General features: G+C 59.6%; 12 protein-coding genes and 3 pseudogenes. 5 read left to right on the forward strand and 10 right to left on the reverse strand.

The window, feature by feature from the left end:
• Positions 1-76 precede the first annotated feature (76 nt).
• Positions 77-799 (forward strand): OmpA family protein, encoded by a 723-nt coding sequence (locus OKW37_RS26365; protein WP_429402672.1) that lies wholly within the window; start codon positions 77-79, stop codon positions 797-799.
• Positions 800-1,958: 1,159 nt separating this feature from the next.
• Here the strand turns inward: OKW37_RS26365 and OKW37_RS26370 are convergent.
• The 3 genes from OKW37_RS26370 to OKW37_RS26380 form a co-directional block, all read right to left on the reverse strand.
• Positions 1,959-3,215 carry an FAD-binding oxidoreductase gene (locus OKW37_RS26370; RefSeq protein WP_429402673.1) on the reverse strand — a complete coding sequence of 419 codons (1,257 nt, stop codon included), beginning with the start codon at positions 3,213-3,215 and terminating at the stop codon, positions 1,959-1,961.
• A 148-nt stretch (positions 3,216-3,363) separates the two neighbouring features.
• Complete coding sequence (locus OKW37_RS26375) at positions 3,364-4,671, reverse strand: MFS transporter (protein ID WP_429402674.1); 1,308 nt, start codon at positions 4,669-4,671, stop codon at positions 3,364-3,366.
• Positions 4,672-4,720: 49 nt separating this feature from the next.
• On the reverse strand, positions 4,721-6,151 hold the full coding sequence (locus OKW37_RS26380; protein ID WP_429402675.1) for a sulfatase-like hydrolase/transferase: 1,431 nt from the start codon (positions 6,149-6,151) through the stop codon (positions 4,721-4,723).
• Between the two features lie 127 nt (positions 6,152-6,278).
• On the opposite strand from OKW37_RS26380, the gene OKW37_RS26385 reads away from it, so the two are divergent.
• Positions 6,279-7,229, forward strand: coding sequence for a LysR family transcriptional regulator (locus tag OKW37_RS26385; protein ID WP_429402676.1), 951 nt, complete (start codon positions 6,279-6,281; stop codon positions 7,227-7,229).
• Positions 7,230-7,441: 212 nt separating this feature from the next.
• Here the strand turns inward: OKW37_RS26385 and OKW37_RS26390 are convergent.
• The 3 genes and pseudogenes from OKW37_RS26390 to OKW37_RS26400 all read right to left on the reverse strand — a co-directional run.
• Positions 7,442-7,933, reverse strand: a pseudogene (locus OKW37_RS26390) (transglutaminase-like domain-containing protein); the annotation flags it as partial.
• A 7-nt stretch (positions 7,934-7,940) separates the two neighbouring features.
• The gene (locus tag OKW37_RS26395; protein ID WP_429356463.1) at positions 7,941-9,101 is read right to left on the reverse strand and encodes an IS30 family transposase; all 1,161 of its coding nucleotides are present in this window, start codon (positions 9,099-9,101) and stop codon (positions 7,941-7,943) included.
• A 417-nt stretch (positions 9,102-9,518) separates the two neighbouring features.
• The gene (locus OKW37_RS26400) at positions 9,519-10,391 is read right to left on the reverse strand and encodes a transglutaminase family protein (RefSeq protein ID WP_429402677.1); all 873 of its coding nucleotides are present in this window, start codon (positions 10,389-10,391) and stop codon (positions 9,519-9,521) included.
• A 708-nt stretch (positions 10,392-11,099) separates the two neighbouring features.
• Here OKW37_RS26400 and OKW37_RS26405 point away from each other — a divergent pair.
• Positions 11,100-11,387 (forward strand): hypothetical protein, encoded by a 288-nt coding sequence (locus tag OKW37_RS26405; protein ID WP_429402678.1) that lies wholly within the window; start codon positions 11,100-11,102, stop codon positions 11,385-11,387.
• Positions 11,388-11,616: pseudogene (locus OKW37_RS26410) on the forward strand (DUF1488 domain-containing protein). It begins immediately after the preceding gene.
• Between the two features lie 142 nt (positions 11,617-11,758).
• Here OKW37_RS26410 and OKW37_RS26415 read toward each other — a convergent pair.
• Positions 11,759-11,893, reverse strand: coding sequence for a hypothetical protein (locus OKW37_RS26415; RefSeq protein ID WP_260335711.1), 135 nt, complete (start codon positions 11,891-11,893; stop codon positions 11,759-11,761).
• Positions 11,894-12,003: 110 nt separating this feature from the next.
• Here OKW37_RS26415 and OKW37_RS26420 point away from each other — a divergent pair.
• Positions 12,004-12,187, forward strand: a pseudogene (locus tag OKW37_RS26420) (EamA family transporter); the annotation flags it as partial.
• Positions 12,188-12,424: 237 nt separating this feature from the next.
• On the opposite strand, the gene OKW37_RS26425 reads toward OKW37_RS26420, so the two are convergent.
• The 3 genes from OKW37_RS26425 to OKW37_RS26435 all read right to left on the reverse strand — a co-directional run bounded on the left by OKW37_RS26425 (position 12,425) and on the right by OKW37_RS26435 (position 15,716).
• A complete protein-coding gene (locus tag OKW37_RS26425; RefSeq protein ID WP_429402679.1) occupies positions 12,425-14,278 on the reverse strand; it encodes an FAD-binding protein in 1,854 nt (617 codons plus the stop codon).
• 316 nt (positions 14,279-14,594) lie between these two features.
• On the reverse strand, positions 14,595-15,026 hold the full coding sequence (locus OKW37_RS26430; RefSeq protein ID WP_090807180.1) for a hypothetical protein: 432 nt from the start codon (positions 15,024-15,026) through the stop codon (positions 14,595-14,597).
• A 312-nt stretch (positions 15,027-15,338) separates the two neighbouring features.
• On the reverse strand, positions 15,339-15,716 hold the full coding sequence (locus tag OKW37_RS26435; RefSeq protein ID WP_429402680.1) for an STAS/SEC14 domain-containing protein: 378 nt from the start codon (positions 15,714-15,716) through the stop codon (positions 15,339-15,341).
• Positions 15,717-15,737 lie beyond the last annotated feature (21 nt).

The following is a 15,737-nucleotide window of genomic DNA, read 5'->3' on the forward strand; positions in this document are numbered from 1 at the left end:
GGATGCCTTCGCTCAAGTGCGGACAACCTGACCGTGCGCCGAACCGGGCGTACAAAAAATCAGTACGGAGAACATAATGAATCAGCTTTCTGGATGGAGTTTATCTCTGAGCCTCGCGTTGCTCGCCGGATGTTCGAGTGCCTCGGGGCCTACGTTTAATGCTTATACGGTTACAGCCGCCGACGGTTCCACGCTTCATCAGGTGGAATGTCACGGGCTGTTCGAAGGACCGGCTACCTGCATGAAGGTAGCCGAGCGGATCTGCCACGGCGAACCGGTTCGCCCGGTGCAGAAAGTCGGGCGCCTGCTGCCGGACAATGACCAGACCGATGTCACGCGACGACTGACATTCGCGTGTGGTGACGCGCCGGATACCCCGGCTTCAACGGGCTCGCAGCCGGTCGCACCTGCGGCGCAAACGGTCGATGAGTTCGTGCTGCGAAGCGATGCCCTGTTTGCTTTCGGGCAGTCAAGCCGCGCTTCGATCTTACCGGGCGGAGCGGCCGCTCTTGACCAGGTCACTACGCGTATCAGGCAGAGTCGCGGCGTTCAGTCCATTTCGGTCGTAGGTCACACCGACCGTCTTGGGCCCGAAGCGGTCAACTACCCGTTGTCCCTCGCGCGCGCCCAGACAGTGAGGGAGTACATGATCGATCATGGACTGAACGGTGAGTTGATTCATGCAACCGGCGTGGGCTCCCGCGATTCGACAACGCAATGTCCGGACGGCGGCAGCAAGTCGCTCATCGCTTGCCTGCAACCGGACCGGCGGGTCTCCATCGAAGTTCGGGCGCAGTGAGATGGCCCAGCGCCGAACGGACTCGCAATGACCGAGCGAACGTCGGCGCTGCGGCGTGCACGCGTGGCCCCGCCAGGGTGCGCATGCGTCAAGCTTGCGCGCACGTCTCGCAGCAGTGTGCGCGACGTCGCAAGCCATCCTGCACATGCCCGTCACCATGGTCGTCCGTGACCCTTCGTTCCTGTGCATGCCGCAGCATCTAGCCTGCGACGATCTGATCGCAGCGTCGGAGGAAATCGAGCACTGGCTGAGTCTGCAACCGGAAGCGAACTGTCGGTCCGCAGGTTAGGCTCCAAGTATTTCGACGGTCAGCTTCAGGTCGGTGTTGTTGGAAAAGTCGCTGACCGTCTTTCTCGCGAGGGTGCAAGGGTCTTCTTACCCTTGACTGATGTTCTCGAGCGGTTTGTAGGCCGATCTGCGAGGTCGATTTTTTCGGTGGCAGATGGGAAACGCCGCGCAGCGACTTTTTCAACAGCATCGGACGGTACGACTCACTCGGATACTGTCGCAGCCGACCTTCGTTGGCCCTTGATTGCCAGCGGCAGCAAAGTAACCTTCAGCCGCCGCACGGCGCCCGAACGACGAACGTCCGCAATGCCCGACAAGCAACACTTCAACATTGCGATTTGAATGGCCGGTTCCTGAGTGGACCCGACGCCTGAATGTCTGAGCGACGGCGCGAGCGAATGACGCTTCATGGCCGACAGTACTCATCCACAGAAGCCGCCCGAAAGCGGCCGTCGACGATTTTCAACGGTCGCTCTACAGGACCTTCATTGAACTGGTGCTCTCGGCCACAACTTGCCGTTCAGCGAGCCGGGAAATCTGCCGTTGGAGCGGCCGCATTACTCCGGAACCTGACGGACGAGCTACCCGCACAATTCGGCCAAAGCCGACGATCGCCAATGGGATGGCGTGCGGCTGCTGCCCGTCGCATTGCTGACACTCGCAAAAGGGTGCCGGCGAATGTCAGCTCCCGCTACTAACGAATGAGTCGTCTCGACCCGCAAGAGACGCTGGAGATCGAACGCCGGCTGAACGGTTCCATCGAACTATTGCATCGACCGGTTGAATCCGCCATCTGCAAGCGGACGTTGTAGCTTACAACGACTTGTCCGTTCTCCAGGCCAGCTTCGAGGCAATCTCCGGTACGACCGCGCTACGCAACAACGCGGTTAGCATTGAGGATGCCAGCAGGATCGAGAAGCGCCTTGAGCTGTTTCATCAGTTTCAGCTCGGCGTCTGAGCGACTCAAACGCAGGAATGGCTGCTTGATGACCCCGATGCCATGCTCCGCCGAGATGCAGCCCCCTGCCGTGTCGACCGCCGTGTAAGCCACTTCTTCGACGCGATGAAGCGCTTCAGCACTCGCGTACGGCCCCGAAAGCACATGAAGATTTCCATCGCCCAGATGGCCGAAGAACAGATGCGTCTGATCAGGAAACTGCTCGTCAAGCGATATGCGTACGCTCTTGACGAATCGGTCCATCTGGTCCATCGGTACACCGACGTCGAATGCGGCGTGCGGTTTGAGCTTCGACAGCAGCTCACCCACTGTCTCACGGTAAGCCCACAACTGGCGCGAATGATCGATCGACTGCGCAACGATTGCGTCCTGCACGACCTCCTGCTCAAGTGCGCTTTCGAGCAACCGTTCCAGCGCGCGCCGATCATCCTCCTCCGATACGCCCAGCGTCTCGACGAGCACATAGACCGGATAGGGCTGCGCGAACGGAGCCTTCAGACTGGCTATGTCCATCGCCGCACGCATGAAGTCATCCCACATGACCTCGAACGACGAAAGACCCGGTAGCGTTGCCCGCATGTCCTTGAGCAGCCGCGTTGCGGCGTCGAAGGAACCCAGCGCACACAACGCGGTATTGGCGGCCGTGGGCTTCGGTTCGAGCTTGAGAACGAGACGGGTGATCACACCCAGCACGCCTTCCGAACCGATGAACAGCTGCTTCAGGTCGATACCCGTTGTGTTCTTCGTGACCTTGTTCATCATCGACAACACCGTACCGTCGGGCAACGCGACTTCCATGCCGAGAATCAGGTCCCGCATGGTTCCGAAGCGGACCACCCTATTGCCGCCTGCATTCGTCGCGGCGTTGCCGCCGAGTTGGCATGTGCCCCGTGCTCCGAGATCGAGCGGAAAAAACCAGCCCTCCGATTCAACGTAAGCCTGTAGCTGCTCCAGCGCCAGTCCCGCCTGGACCGTAATCGTCCCACCGATACGGTCGAACGCTTCGATCGCGTTCATCTTCGACAGCGACAACGCCACTTCTCCCGCCTGCGGCGTCGCGCCGCCCGCCAGTCCAGTGAGCCCGCCCTGAACGACAACTCTTTGCTGGAATCCGGCGAGGGCGCCCAGTGCGCGTGCGACTTCGTCCGGCGTGCGCGGCAGCACGATCATCGTTGGCCGGACCCGGGTTGCGTCGCTCCAGTCACCGGCGTGCGCATCGAACGCGGTCGGGTCGACGGACACGCGGTCGTCGCCGAGTTGACCAACGAGTGCGCGATGCAGAGCCGCGAAGTTGTCTGATTGATCTTTCATGTTCTCTTTATTCCTGCGCGCCTGTCCGGTTGACCTGTCCGCTGAATCGCCGAAGCCCAGTGCGGGCAATCAGCGCAATGAGCGCGACGCCAGTCAGGAAGATCCCGGGTGCGGCAGACGAACCCGTACGATGCAATAGTTGCGTGACGAGAAGCGGCGTGATGCCTGTGAAGACCACCGTCGCGAGATTGAGCGAGAGTGCGATGCCGCTAAAGCGGACATTCGTTGGAAACAGATCCGCGAGAAGGAATGCGTAAGCGCCGTTCACGAATCCGCCGACAAGGCCAATGATGGCGAACGCGACAAGCGGATCCAGCCCGTGTGCGGCGACAAGTCGATAGAACGGATAGCTGCCCAACAGCATGATGAGTGAACCGATGCGGTGCCAGTGACGGGCTGGCATGTGGTCCCCAAGCCACGCGAACAGCAGCAGCGATGCCGACATTGTCGCAATACCGACGTTCTGGCCCGCGCTCGCCAGACTCGACGAATAGTGCAGCACAGTCGTCATGTACGACGGCAGCACCACGAAAAGGAGACTGTTCGATGCGTTCACGATGCCAGCCACGCCCACGCCGATTACGATCTGCTTCGGGTAATCGGTCAGCACTTTTCTGAACGGCCGTTTGACCTTGTGGCTCTTGAGGCGCTGAAATTCACTGGATTCTTCGAGCGACGTGCGTAACCAGTAAGACACAAGTCCGATCACGCCACCGAAGATAAATGCCATGCGCCATCCGTAAGTCACGACGTCCGACGCGCTTAACGTCGAACGCAGTACGAGACTGATCAGCGTTGCCGTCAGCACTCCGGAATTCAGACAAAAGATGACGAGGCCACTCACCAGACTCGCGCGAGCCGGTATCTCTTCGACAACATAGGTAATCGAGCACGGCAATTCGCCCGCAAGGAAGAACCCCTGCGCAAGACGGAGCAGGATCAGCAGCGCGGGTGCCAGCACACCAATACTCGCGTACCCCGGTATCAATCCGATCCCGATCGTCGACGCGGACATCGCGAGGACCGAAACAAGAAAGATGACCCGTCGGCCAAAGCGGTCGCCAAGGCTGCTCAGCACGATTCCGCCCAGCGGCCTCGACACGTAGCCAATCGCAAACACGCTGAATGTGCTGATCAACGAGGCGATCGGGTCCGCGCCCGGGAAGAACTGCCGTGCAATCTCACGCGCGAACACGCCGTAGATGATGAAATCGTAGATCTCCAGCGAGCCGCCAAGACTCGCCAGAATCACCGTCTTCCACTTCTGTCTGAGCGCGGGTCCTTGCGTCACCGCAGTCATGTCGGCTGAGGCCATCAGTTGTCTCCATCAATGATTTTTATGCTGTCTTTTTACCGCTCGGGCGTCATTCGACCGGCACCGGCGTGGCTGCTGGTGTCCCCGTCTTCAGCGCTGCATCGCGTCCACCGAATGCCTCGATGAGCCTGTCCTGATCGAGCTTCGCTGCCGCATCGACGGCTTCGGGGTCGACCAGGTTACGTAGCCGCTCTTCGAATAACGACAGCACGGCTGCATATTCCGGCAGTCCTGCGACGTCGTTCAGTTCGTCGGGATCGCGTCGCAAGTCGAACAGTTCGGGCGGCAGGCCAACGTAGTGGTGGTATTTGTAGTCGGCGCTCGCAAGCATATAGGCCGCACTCTCCGAACCGACTGCGTGGTACTCGCTAAAGGCGAGATGCTCATGCAGATCGGGCGCGTTCGCCAGTTCCGCGAGCGATTGACCGGGACCGGACAACATCTCCGGACTGCAGCCCGTTTGCCCGAGAATCGTATTCTGGATGTCGACCAGCGACACCGGGGTTTCGCTGACCTTCCCCGCGGGAATGTCGGGCCCTGAGATGATCATCGGCACACCGGTCGATTCGCGGTACATCAGACATTTGTTCCACATGCCCCGCTTGCCCAGGTTGTCGCCGTGATCGCTGCTATAGATGACCGTCGTGCTGTCGTCGAGACCGTTTTCGCCTAGCGCGGAAAGTACTTTGCCGACCTGCGCATCCAGGAACGACACGAGCCCGAAATAGCACGCGATAGCGAGCCGGCGGCGCTCGTCGGTGCCGATCGCGGCGTCGTGATCCATGTGCAAGGCCTGCCGCTCGACCCATGGATGGCGTACATAGCCCGTCGATGGCTGGAGGGGCGGAAGTTCGATCGTAGCCGGATCGTACAGATCGAGGTATTGCTGAGGCACGATCAATGGGAAATGCGGCGCGACCAGCCCGACAAAGAGAACCCACGGCTCAGCGTCGCCGGCATGGTCGGTCAGCCAGTCGACGGCCGTGTCGGCGACGCGCGCATCGAAACGGTTGTAGTCGGACGTGCCTGGGCCGATCTTGTCATACAGCGGCGAGCGTCCCATCGTTCTGGGCAGGGGATTGCGCACCGATCCCCAAACCTGACCGATGCCATCAAGAATGTGAACGGGGTGATGCTGGCGCCGGAAGCCGACGGGTGAAGACTCCGATTTGTAATGCAGCTTGCCGATCGACTCGGTGAGCAGGCCGCTTTCGGACAGATATTGAGCCCACCCAGGATACGCGCCGTCATACGCGATCGCGTTGTCCCAGCAATGGATGTCGTGCACGTAACGGCCGGTGGCGAGACTCGCGCGCGCCGGCACGCAGATGGGTGACGGCGTGTAGGCGTTGCAAAAGCGCGTGCCGCGCTGCGCGAGCGCATCGAGATTGGGCGTCTGGATGAACGGATGGCCCGCACAACCCATCAGGTTGTGCTGATGTTCGTCGGACAGGATGAAGAGGACGTTGCTGGGTTTCATAAGTCTGTCTTTCGCTGCAGTTGCGATGCGCCGCGTCTCCTGAAGCCATATTGGTATCGGGACGCATGAGAAGCAATTGACATTTTTTGCCAGGCGAATAACTATTGGTTATTCGCTGAGGTAGAGCATGGATCCGATCGAACGTTTCTTTCAGGCCGGGCTGAAACTCAGTCATCTGCGTCTTCTGACGCTGTTCGACAGCCTCGGGCAGATCCGACTCGTGGCGGAAAAGCTCAACGTCACACAGCCTGCCGTGTCCAAGCAGCTCGCTGAACTGGAGGCCGGGCTGGGCGTACCTGTACTGAGGCGCACCGGAAACCGGCTCTATTTCACTGCCGTCGGCGAGACGTTAATGAAGCGCGCAAGAGAGGTGTTCCATCAGCTCGAACAGGCTCGCTACGAAGTCGACGCGCTGACGAGCGGCCTTTCCGGAAAGATCTCGGTCGGCGCGGTGGCGACGGTCATGCCCGTTTTTGCGCCCGAACTCGTCCTGGAACTGAAGAAGCGCGCGCCGCACGTCAACGTATCCTTCTATGAAGCCACCAGCGACAGACTTTTCCCAATGCTTGCCACCGGGGCGCTTGACTTTGTCCTGAGCCGGACCGCGCCACCGCAGACCCATGCGTCCGAATTCGAGTCCCGAGCTATCGTTGAGGATCCGATTGTCGTCGTCTGTGGACGTGATCATCCGCTTGCCGCCCGGCGCACCGTCAGCGCGTCGGACCTGGCCGGCCTGCCCTGGATACTGCCGCCGCGGGAGGCGCCGACCTTTCTTGCACTGGAAAGCTGGTTGCGAGGGTCAGGACTGACATTCCCCGACGGTTGCGTGCAGTCGATTTCCCTACAGGCCAACGAAGCGATGCTGGCGAGTTATCCGTTCCTCGCCCTGATGCCGCTCACCGTCGCGCGGCGTGGCGCGAATCGCGCCGCACTGTCCATCCTTCCGCTGCCGGGCGCGCGTTTCCTCGAGACTGTTCAGCTGTTTTACAACGACGCGTCAGCAAATCCGGTGATACCGGCGGCGCTGAGCTGCGTTGCAAGTGTGGAAGAGCGACTATCGAACTCACTACACGCATGAAAAGAATAGCGGCCGGCCGCGGCGTGAATGCAGCGGACCGTCGATGGTTGATTGGGCTTTCACCTGGCGCGAGCGGCCGGTGTAGGCCCGCTAGCTGACCCACCGGTGTCCTCATGCAAAGACCGCAGTTGGCCGACCGCTGCCTGATGCATCTGATGCATCCCGACCCAAACCCGTCCCCTACGACACCACCAACGAATGACCACTCGTCATCATTCAGGCGCGCAGTGGACGTCGAATTTGATGAGCTTCGTCGGACCGAATGTGTTGCTGATCGCAACGTCGGCGGCATCGCGGCCGCACGCCATCAGCACACGACCGATACGCGGCACGTTGTTGCGCGGATCGAAGGTCCGCCAGGAGCTGCACACATAGGCTTCAAACCATGCCGCGAAATCCATCGTGCTCCACGGCGGCGGCACACCGACGTCACTGATGTAGCCCGTGCAGTAGCGAGCCGGAATATTCATCGCGCGGCATAGCGCCACGGCCAGATGAGCGAAGTCGCGACACACGCCCTTGCGTTCCTGCCACGCCTGAAACGCGGTCTTGGTCGGCCGTGCAAATTCGTATCCGAACGTGACATGGCGATGCACGTAGTCGCAAATCGCCTGCACCCGGTGGCGGCCCGGAGGCGTATTGGAAAACAGTTTCCAGGCAATGTCGGACAGCAGATCGGTTTCGCAATAGCGGCTGCCGAGCAGGGCGGATTCAACCGGTCGATGCAATGGTTTGCTGGAACCGTTCGGCAGGCGTTTCGTAGCCCAGTGTCTTTCTCGGACGCTCGTTCAATCGTCTTGCCACGGCATTGAGCTTAGCCTGCGAATACGCTGACAGGTCGGTGCCTTTCGGGAAGTACTGCCTTAACAGCCCGTTTGTATTTTCGTTCGATCCACGTTGCCATGGATGCTGGGGGTCGCAGAAGTAGACCTGGATATCAGTGGCGACGGTGAAACGTTTGTGCCCAGCCATTTCCGTTCCCCGGTCCCATGTCAGCGATTTGTAGAGTTCCTGCGGCAACTTACTGGCATGTTTGATGAGCGCATTGATGACCGTTTCGCTATCCTTGCTGGCTATCTTGACCAGCATGACATAGCGTGTCTGACGCTCAACCAGCGTCGCAATCTGGCTGCTCCCGCTGCCGCACAGCAGATCACCTTCCCAGTGGCCCGGTACCGCCCGGTCTTCAACGGTCGCAGGGCGTTCGCTGATCGATACCGTGTCCCGAATTCTCCCGTGATCGTCAGTTTTCTGCGTATGGTGGCGCGAACGACGCATGGCCCGGGTGCGCCGCAAGTGTTCCAGCAATTCCTTCTTCAAGGCACCACGAGCCTGTATGAAGAGACTGCGATAGATGGTCTCGTGGGACACGTGGTAGTCCTCGTCGTCTGGGTATGCACGCCTGAGCCATCCGGCAATCTGCTGCGGTGACCACTGCAGTTGGAGCTTGCCTGCCACGATGTGCGCCAGCATCCGGTGCTCAACCAGTTTACAGGCTTTGGGACGCTGTGCCCGATCCCATGCAAGCTGATCGGCGTAGGTCGCCCGGTAACCGTCTGGTCCGCTGTTACGTTTGATCTCACGACAGATGGTGGAAGGCGCTCGCGAAAGTCGTTTTGCAATTGACTGGATCGAATCGTCAGCCACAAGCCCTCGCGAGATCTCTTCGCGCTCCTCCAGCGTCAACGCCAATCCAGAGCGGTGCCTTTGTGGCGGCTGGATCCCGCCTGTCTCAGCCAGAATCCCCTGAACCGACGAGTGGTTACGATCAAAGAGCTGGGCGATCTTCTGCAGAGATTCGCCGTTGCGCCAACGTTCCCACATCAGCGCTTTCTGCGTCTCACTGTAATAAATCCGGCGTCTCTGCTTCATGTGCAACACCCCTGCCGCTTGCGCAGTCTTCAGTGTGTTGCATCGACCGGTTGAATCCGCCAGGAACACCAGACATTCATCCGGAAGCGTTTCGACGGCATGCTGATAGTCGAACGGCTCGCGCGTCTCGGGTTGATCGGAGACGTTGAGCAGCGCGGTGGTGGAGAGCGAAATCAGCCCCTGCGGCGCGACGATGCGGCTGCACAGATTGCCGAAGCTATCGCGATACTGCGTGATCGCCACCGGCGGATCGACCACCAGCAGATCGGCCGACAGGACATCCTGCACGCGGGAAAAATGCGTGTTCAACATCAACATCATTGGTGTCGGCTGCGCGCACTCGTAGATCAGTTCATAGCCCACGCGAAGTTTCATCTGACCATCCTTCCATTGATAAAGTCGTAACGCGCTGAGCGCTCAGGCGTCTTCGGTCACGCTCACGTCGACCTCAAGACTGCGGAACGAATGCATCGCGCCGTGCCATGTGCCCCAGAGCGGCAGCGCCTGATCGTGATTCCACGCTACCGCCACACGAATCAGATGCCGGTTGCCGACGATGCTGTTGGTCGGATCGAAATCGACCCAGCCTGCACCGGGAAGATAGATCTGCAGCCATGCGTGGGTCGCGCCGCCGCCCAGGGTGGTGTCGTGGTCCGGCACGAAGATATAGCCACTGACGAACCGGGCCGCGAGGCCAAGCGAGCGGACGGCATCCATCATCAGCACCGCGAAATCGCGGCAACTGCCGCTGCGCAGGCGTAGCGTGTCGGCAGGACGATTGACGCCCTTCTCGACGCGCCGCACGTACATGAAGTTGTTCTTGATCTCGAGCGTCATGCTGCGCAACAACGTCATCGTGCCCGTCGTGCCGCCGGGGTCGATAAAGCGTCGCGCCCACAGGTCGACATCCTCGTTCGGAAACTGTCGGCTTCGCGCGTTCACCAGATCAGAGGCTTCCTCGCTCGTATACGCGAAGGGCCAGGTCGACGCATAGGCTTCCAGCGAATAGTCAGGCAGCGGCGCCTCGTAATGTTCGAGCGTCACCTCGCTTCTGAAGAGCAGCTCGGATGCTTCGACCGAAAACGTGGCGACTGCGACCGAGTTGTCGAAGACATCGTGCAACCAATACAGCCGTTCAGGTGTGGGCGTGATCAGCAACTGCGCGGTGAGAAGCCGCAGATCATGACTCGCACGCGGGCGGAACATCATGCGATGCTCGCCGAAGCGCACTGGCTCCCAGTAGTGGTAGACGCTCTGGTGCCGCACGGTTAGACGTTGCGGCGCGCTCATTGCGTTTCGCCGCGAACAAACTTGCTCACCATTTCGCCCCCAAAAGGAAAGCCCACCGCGACAGCACGAACCGGGGCGGCAATCGGTCACGACTCAGACACGCGCTGAAAACGATCAGCAATGAGAGGCAACAAGGTGCAGCCCGAATTGCAATGACGCTCTTTCTACCGGGCCGCTGCTACACCTTCGTCGAAAGTGCGCACAAGCAAAGTGAAACGACCGCGCCTCACATGCGCGTGTCGGTTACTTCTTCGTCACGCCGCTCGACACAGGAGTCTTCGGGGTAGACGTCTTGAACAGACCTGCTCCGGGAGATGGTAACTTTTTAGGTTGTTTAGGCTTCTTTGCCTCGCGATTACTACGCAGTTGACCTTTTGCCATTGCGCTCCCCATTTAGGTGCCCACGGAAGGGTCCGCTCTGCGACTCATTCTGGGCGCATTTTTAATTACTGTCGCGATCTATTTAAAAGACCCGATCACACACCTTAAGGGGTAAGTGCACAAGTTTACTGATAGTGCGCAAGTTTGCTGATAGTGCCTGCTCTCTTCATGCACCCAGCCGCCGGTTTGCCGATTGTTCTTGCTTTGTCGCGCCATGCGGCGCACTCTCGGATAGCCAACTTGAGTGCGCAAGCGGCTTTCATCGACTCGCCACTCGTGTCCGGCTCGCCAGTACCGGCGGGAATACGCGTTGAATCTCGCACGCGAATGAGCATTGCGACCTTGATGTGGCGCGTCGCCGTGCTCAAGCGTGCTTTCTGGCCTCAGGCCACTGCCTTGAAGTTGCACGCTCTTTTTGCAGGCGTTCAGATGCTGAAGCGAACCCCAATGAGCCCGATCATGTCGGGCAGACCGGAAGACTATGTGGCGACCCAGAAAGCTCGCGTCGAAGCCTTGCGGCAGGCGGAGTCCGACCGCGCCCAGAAGCGGCTCGACGATGATGCTCGCATCGATATCAACGCCGCGAAGTGGCGCTACGTCTCTTCGAGAGATTAGATGGCAAAAAGCAAGATCGTGCTCAGCTTCCCAAATCCCAGTCGCTCTTACGACACCTCCCAGGCATCGTGTATGTTTCTGGGGCTACGACAATTCTCGCGAGATCGCGTTTCTCGTCGATGGTCAAATGCTGACGAAGCTCAACCCCGGAATCCGTAGCGAGGAAACCGACCTGCTCGCGGCGTTCGATCGTAATCGCGACCGGATACTGGAACTGGCCAAAACGTGATATAAGGGTGGCCCGCAGATCAGGTAGACGATCTCCTGAATCGAAGATTCGGGCGCGATCACTTTTTAGTTGCGGGGATGCGAGGCGCGAGCAGGGTTCGAACACGCAGCCAATATTACTCGGCCCGAACGCCCCTATACGTTCAATATGAAGCAGGCAGCAGATCGCCCAGCGCCTGATACACTGCTTCACGAAAAAGCGCAACCGCTGAAGACTGGCCAAACTCCACGGTGCGATCGACAATCTTGCCTGTCGCCTGATCCGGGCCGAGCGACACTCGCGATGTCGTGAACAATACATAGGCGGTCGGCGCCCTGGGGTAAAAAGCTCACCTGAGTAGCAGTCCCGCAACGCGGCCGCGACGTGGAAGCGGTGTTCGGAGCGACCTGGCTACATTTGCGGGAGCGCCACGAGCACGCTCACACGCACGAGACACCGGAACCAAACCACCGAGGTCGCCATGACGAGCACCATCAGCACGTTCATGACTTCCCGTGGGACGGGCAGGAACCACATACCCCCACATAAGCGTGAACCCGTAACACACAAGCATCGCCACCATCGTCATTGACTTCGCGTGATTTCAATGTCCGCAGCAGCGCGATTATCGGTCGCTCACTCTATCGCTTTGATCGACTCCTAATGGCCGGGTCCTGCCCGATGCGGTCGGCGGGAGTCGACCGGATATAGCCTTTCAACATTCACGTTAGCGGCCTGTCATGACCGAATGGTGCTAGGAAGCCTCAATACGAGATTTCGAAATGTGATTTCCGCTGAACCATATGTGCGAGTTCGAAGGTCGAGTCGTTCAGACGATTTTCGTGAAACCGTCGGCGCTCCAGCGTTCGCTCCCTACGCCGTGATGAACGAAGAACAAACCATCGGGATCATACTGATCCTTAATGGCGAGCAGCCTGCTGTAATTTGAGCCCCAGAAGGACCGCTGCCAGTCCGCGTCGAAAAAATTGCTTTCCGCCACGTAGGAACCGGCGTCTGGAACCAGCTTGCGCACCTCGGCCATTGCACGTCCGATGGCCTGCCGGTCCCGGCGCGCCAGCGCGGTGTCGGGCTCGTGGCCCTGAATGCCGGGATACGCGGGCGGCCCCTCCGCCCCGGCGATAAGCAACGCGAAGGCGTCCAGCGCGGCCGGGTTCGTGGCGGTGTTTCTCGCGGCAGCGACAGCCTCCGCCGGTGCACCCGCCAAGCCCTTGTTGACGTGCAGCGACACGCTCCATTGACGGGTCGCCGCAAACAGCGTGTCGGCCAGGGTTTGACGCCGGTCATCTTGCAGCAAGGCCGCGGGGAGCCACGCGGACTCGTAGCCGTGTAGCACTTGTCCCGCCTCTCCGCGATTACCCGACCAAAAGATATTGTCGTCGGGTGCGCCCGGCCGGTCGTCGGTGCTGATGAAGCCGAGGAGCTTCTTGAACAGGGTTGGAGCCCAGAAACTGCGGGCCGAGATGGCGACAATCTTCAGTGGCGAGAACTCGACCTTGAAATCGTCCGGGGACGCGGCAAGCGTATCCATGAACGGCTGCCAGATCGCTTGCGCTTCACTGCGACTGAGCCCCTGGAACACCATCGAGATAGTGAGGACGTTGTCGCGGCGAAATCTAATCTGTTCGCCCCAGTGCGGGTTCATCAGGTTCTGATTATAGAAGTCGATGATCACGCCAATCAGCCGGCGAAACGCAGACGTCGATGTCGCCTTGATTGTCATGTTCACCGCGCCGAAAGTCTCGGGCAATTCGTGAACCCGCAGCGTCAGCCGGGTGACCACGCCCAGGCTCCCGCCGCCGCCGCCTTTCAGCGCCCAGAATAGATCGGGATTCGTGCAGGCATTGGCGATCCGGACGGCGCCATCTGCCGTCACAACTTCCGCTTCGAGCAGGCTTCCCGCGGCCAGTCCGTAGGCCTTGGAAAAGCTGCCGAAGCCGCCGCTTTGGATCAGGCCAGCCACGCCGACCGTCATGCAGCCGCCACCTTGCACGTAACCGCCCGCCTTGGTAGTGACCGCATCGTAGACGTGCGCCCAGAGCGCGCCGGCACCGGCCGTGACCGCCCTCACCGGTGCCGCATGTCCCTCGCATCCTGTGCCGACAAACGCGTCCTGCACGGTGATGTTGTTCATTTTTCGCGTCCAGACCAGCAGAGAGTCCGGCGCATTCGATGTGCCTTGATAGCTGTGGCCACCGCCCTTCACCACGAGGCGGAGATTGTTCCGACGTGCGAAGTTAACGGCGACGACGACGTCATTCGTGTTGCGGGCAGCCACCGCGTAGACGCTGGGTGTCGATGTCCACGCGTCAACCCAGCCGAGGGTTTGCGTTAGGCCCACCTCGTCGCCGAGAAAATAGGGGTTCTTGAGCTCCCTGAATAGTTGCCTGCAGTCGTCACTATCGGGCGCGTTCAGGCAAGCCACCAGGGGCGATTGCACTTTCACCAGTGCATTGCCGACCTGCTGGCTGAGTTCGTTCCAATGCGCCTCGGACGGCCAGCCTGGATCGCCCGGACGCACGCGAGTGAACGCTCCGGATACCACCGCTTGCGCCGAAGCGAGCATCTGTTTCCGAGCACTATGCAAAAATGTGATTCCGACCGCAGATTGCAAAATACGTCGTCTTTTCGAGGACGTGGTTTTGTTTGAAGGTTTCATCGGCATGCGTGAAATCTCAATATGGTTGCAACCCGGATGACTGAGAAACCGGCGGAACTCTTCGAATAATGGGGTGACCGGAAGACGTGCATCAAGCGTTCGAAGTCCGCCAACCGTGCACCGCAAATCGTTAGCCCCCAGCCCACCGCCGGACAGATTTTCAACGACTTAGCCTTCGGGGTCGATTGGCCGAAACCTGTCCCACGACGACGCGCTGAGCTCGACCCGCAAGAGGTTAAGGCAACTTGGAAAATGGCAACGACGTGCGCGGCGAGGCGACGTATGTCATCGCTGGCTCGCGTGTTGGGGGGTGTGCGCGTAATCAATGGTACGTCGTCGTAGACGACTGCAGCTTCGTCAGCACGCCGCGTTTGAACTGGAACCAGCCTTGCGAGCTTTGCATCACGACTTCATCGCCTTGCCAGAACACGCGCTTGACCGTCATGCGCTTACCCGAGCGTTGCACAAGCGGCGGATGGTGGCGAAAGTCGTACAGCACCGGGCCGGAATCAGTCTGCACGAGCGTGCGCGTGACGCTGTCATTTGCATTGCCTACGTCGTCGAAATGCGTGAGCATGCTCGCGCTAAAGCGATCGAAAATTTCCTTGTCGAGCATCCCCACGAAATCGCCGTCGACGCGCACGAATTGCAAGTTACCCGAGGGCGTGACGAGCGGGCCAGACGCGTTGCTTTGCGCATGAACGCAAGTCACGAAAGAGGTGGCTGCGAGCCCAGCGAGGAACAGTCGTCTCATGTTTTCCTTTTAGATTCAGCGGCGTCTCCGACGACGGAGCACGACCCGCAATCTTTCCTTGGGAACATTGTCGTCAATTTTGGCCGAGACGTCGAAGGTCTTTAACTGGCCGACCTCTGCCAGATGACGCCACGGGCCTGAATTCGCGAGCTGCGTCTCGCGCGAAAGGCCGAGGCCGACCGCTTGAGACACTCGTGACTGACAGCAATAGGGAATCGAAAATGGTGCAATGAGGTTGTTCCGGCAAATTCATCTTCCGTAGAAACGCCTTGTAGCGCAGATGGATTTCAGATTTTTAGCAGCGGATGTTATTCATCGACTAACTCGCTTGGAGTCCGTGATCCAGCGTCTCGCGGTAGGCAATTCAGCAAGCGAGAACAAGCGGACAACGCCATGAAAAAAGGGTTTTAGCATACCAACCATAACCCGTAGCCATGCGAGATCCGTAACCACTGCGATGTGGCTGAAATCGTGCCAGTGCCTCAGCCCGAACGCGCCGTCATCCCAAAGCGCTCCAACCTCAAATCCCGTGAACTCTTTCCCGACGACATAGAGCATCTTGATCGGCCCCTTGCCCATCATCGCCTCAGCCTTGGGTATGAGTGTACTTTTGTAGTCGTCGTGCGTAACCTTGCCCGTGGCTTCGATCGCGAGCACATCTTGCGGTAACCCATCGATGAATTTGAACATCGCCGTCCCCCATTGGTTCTC

The organism is Paraburkholderia sp. MM5482-R2, from assembly GCF_050436125.1.
GTDB lineage: Bacteria > Pseudomonadota > Gammaproteobacteria > Burkholderiales > Burkholderiaceae > Paraburkholderia > Paraburkholderia tuberum.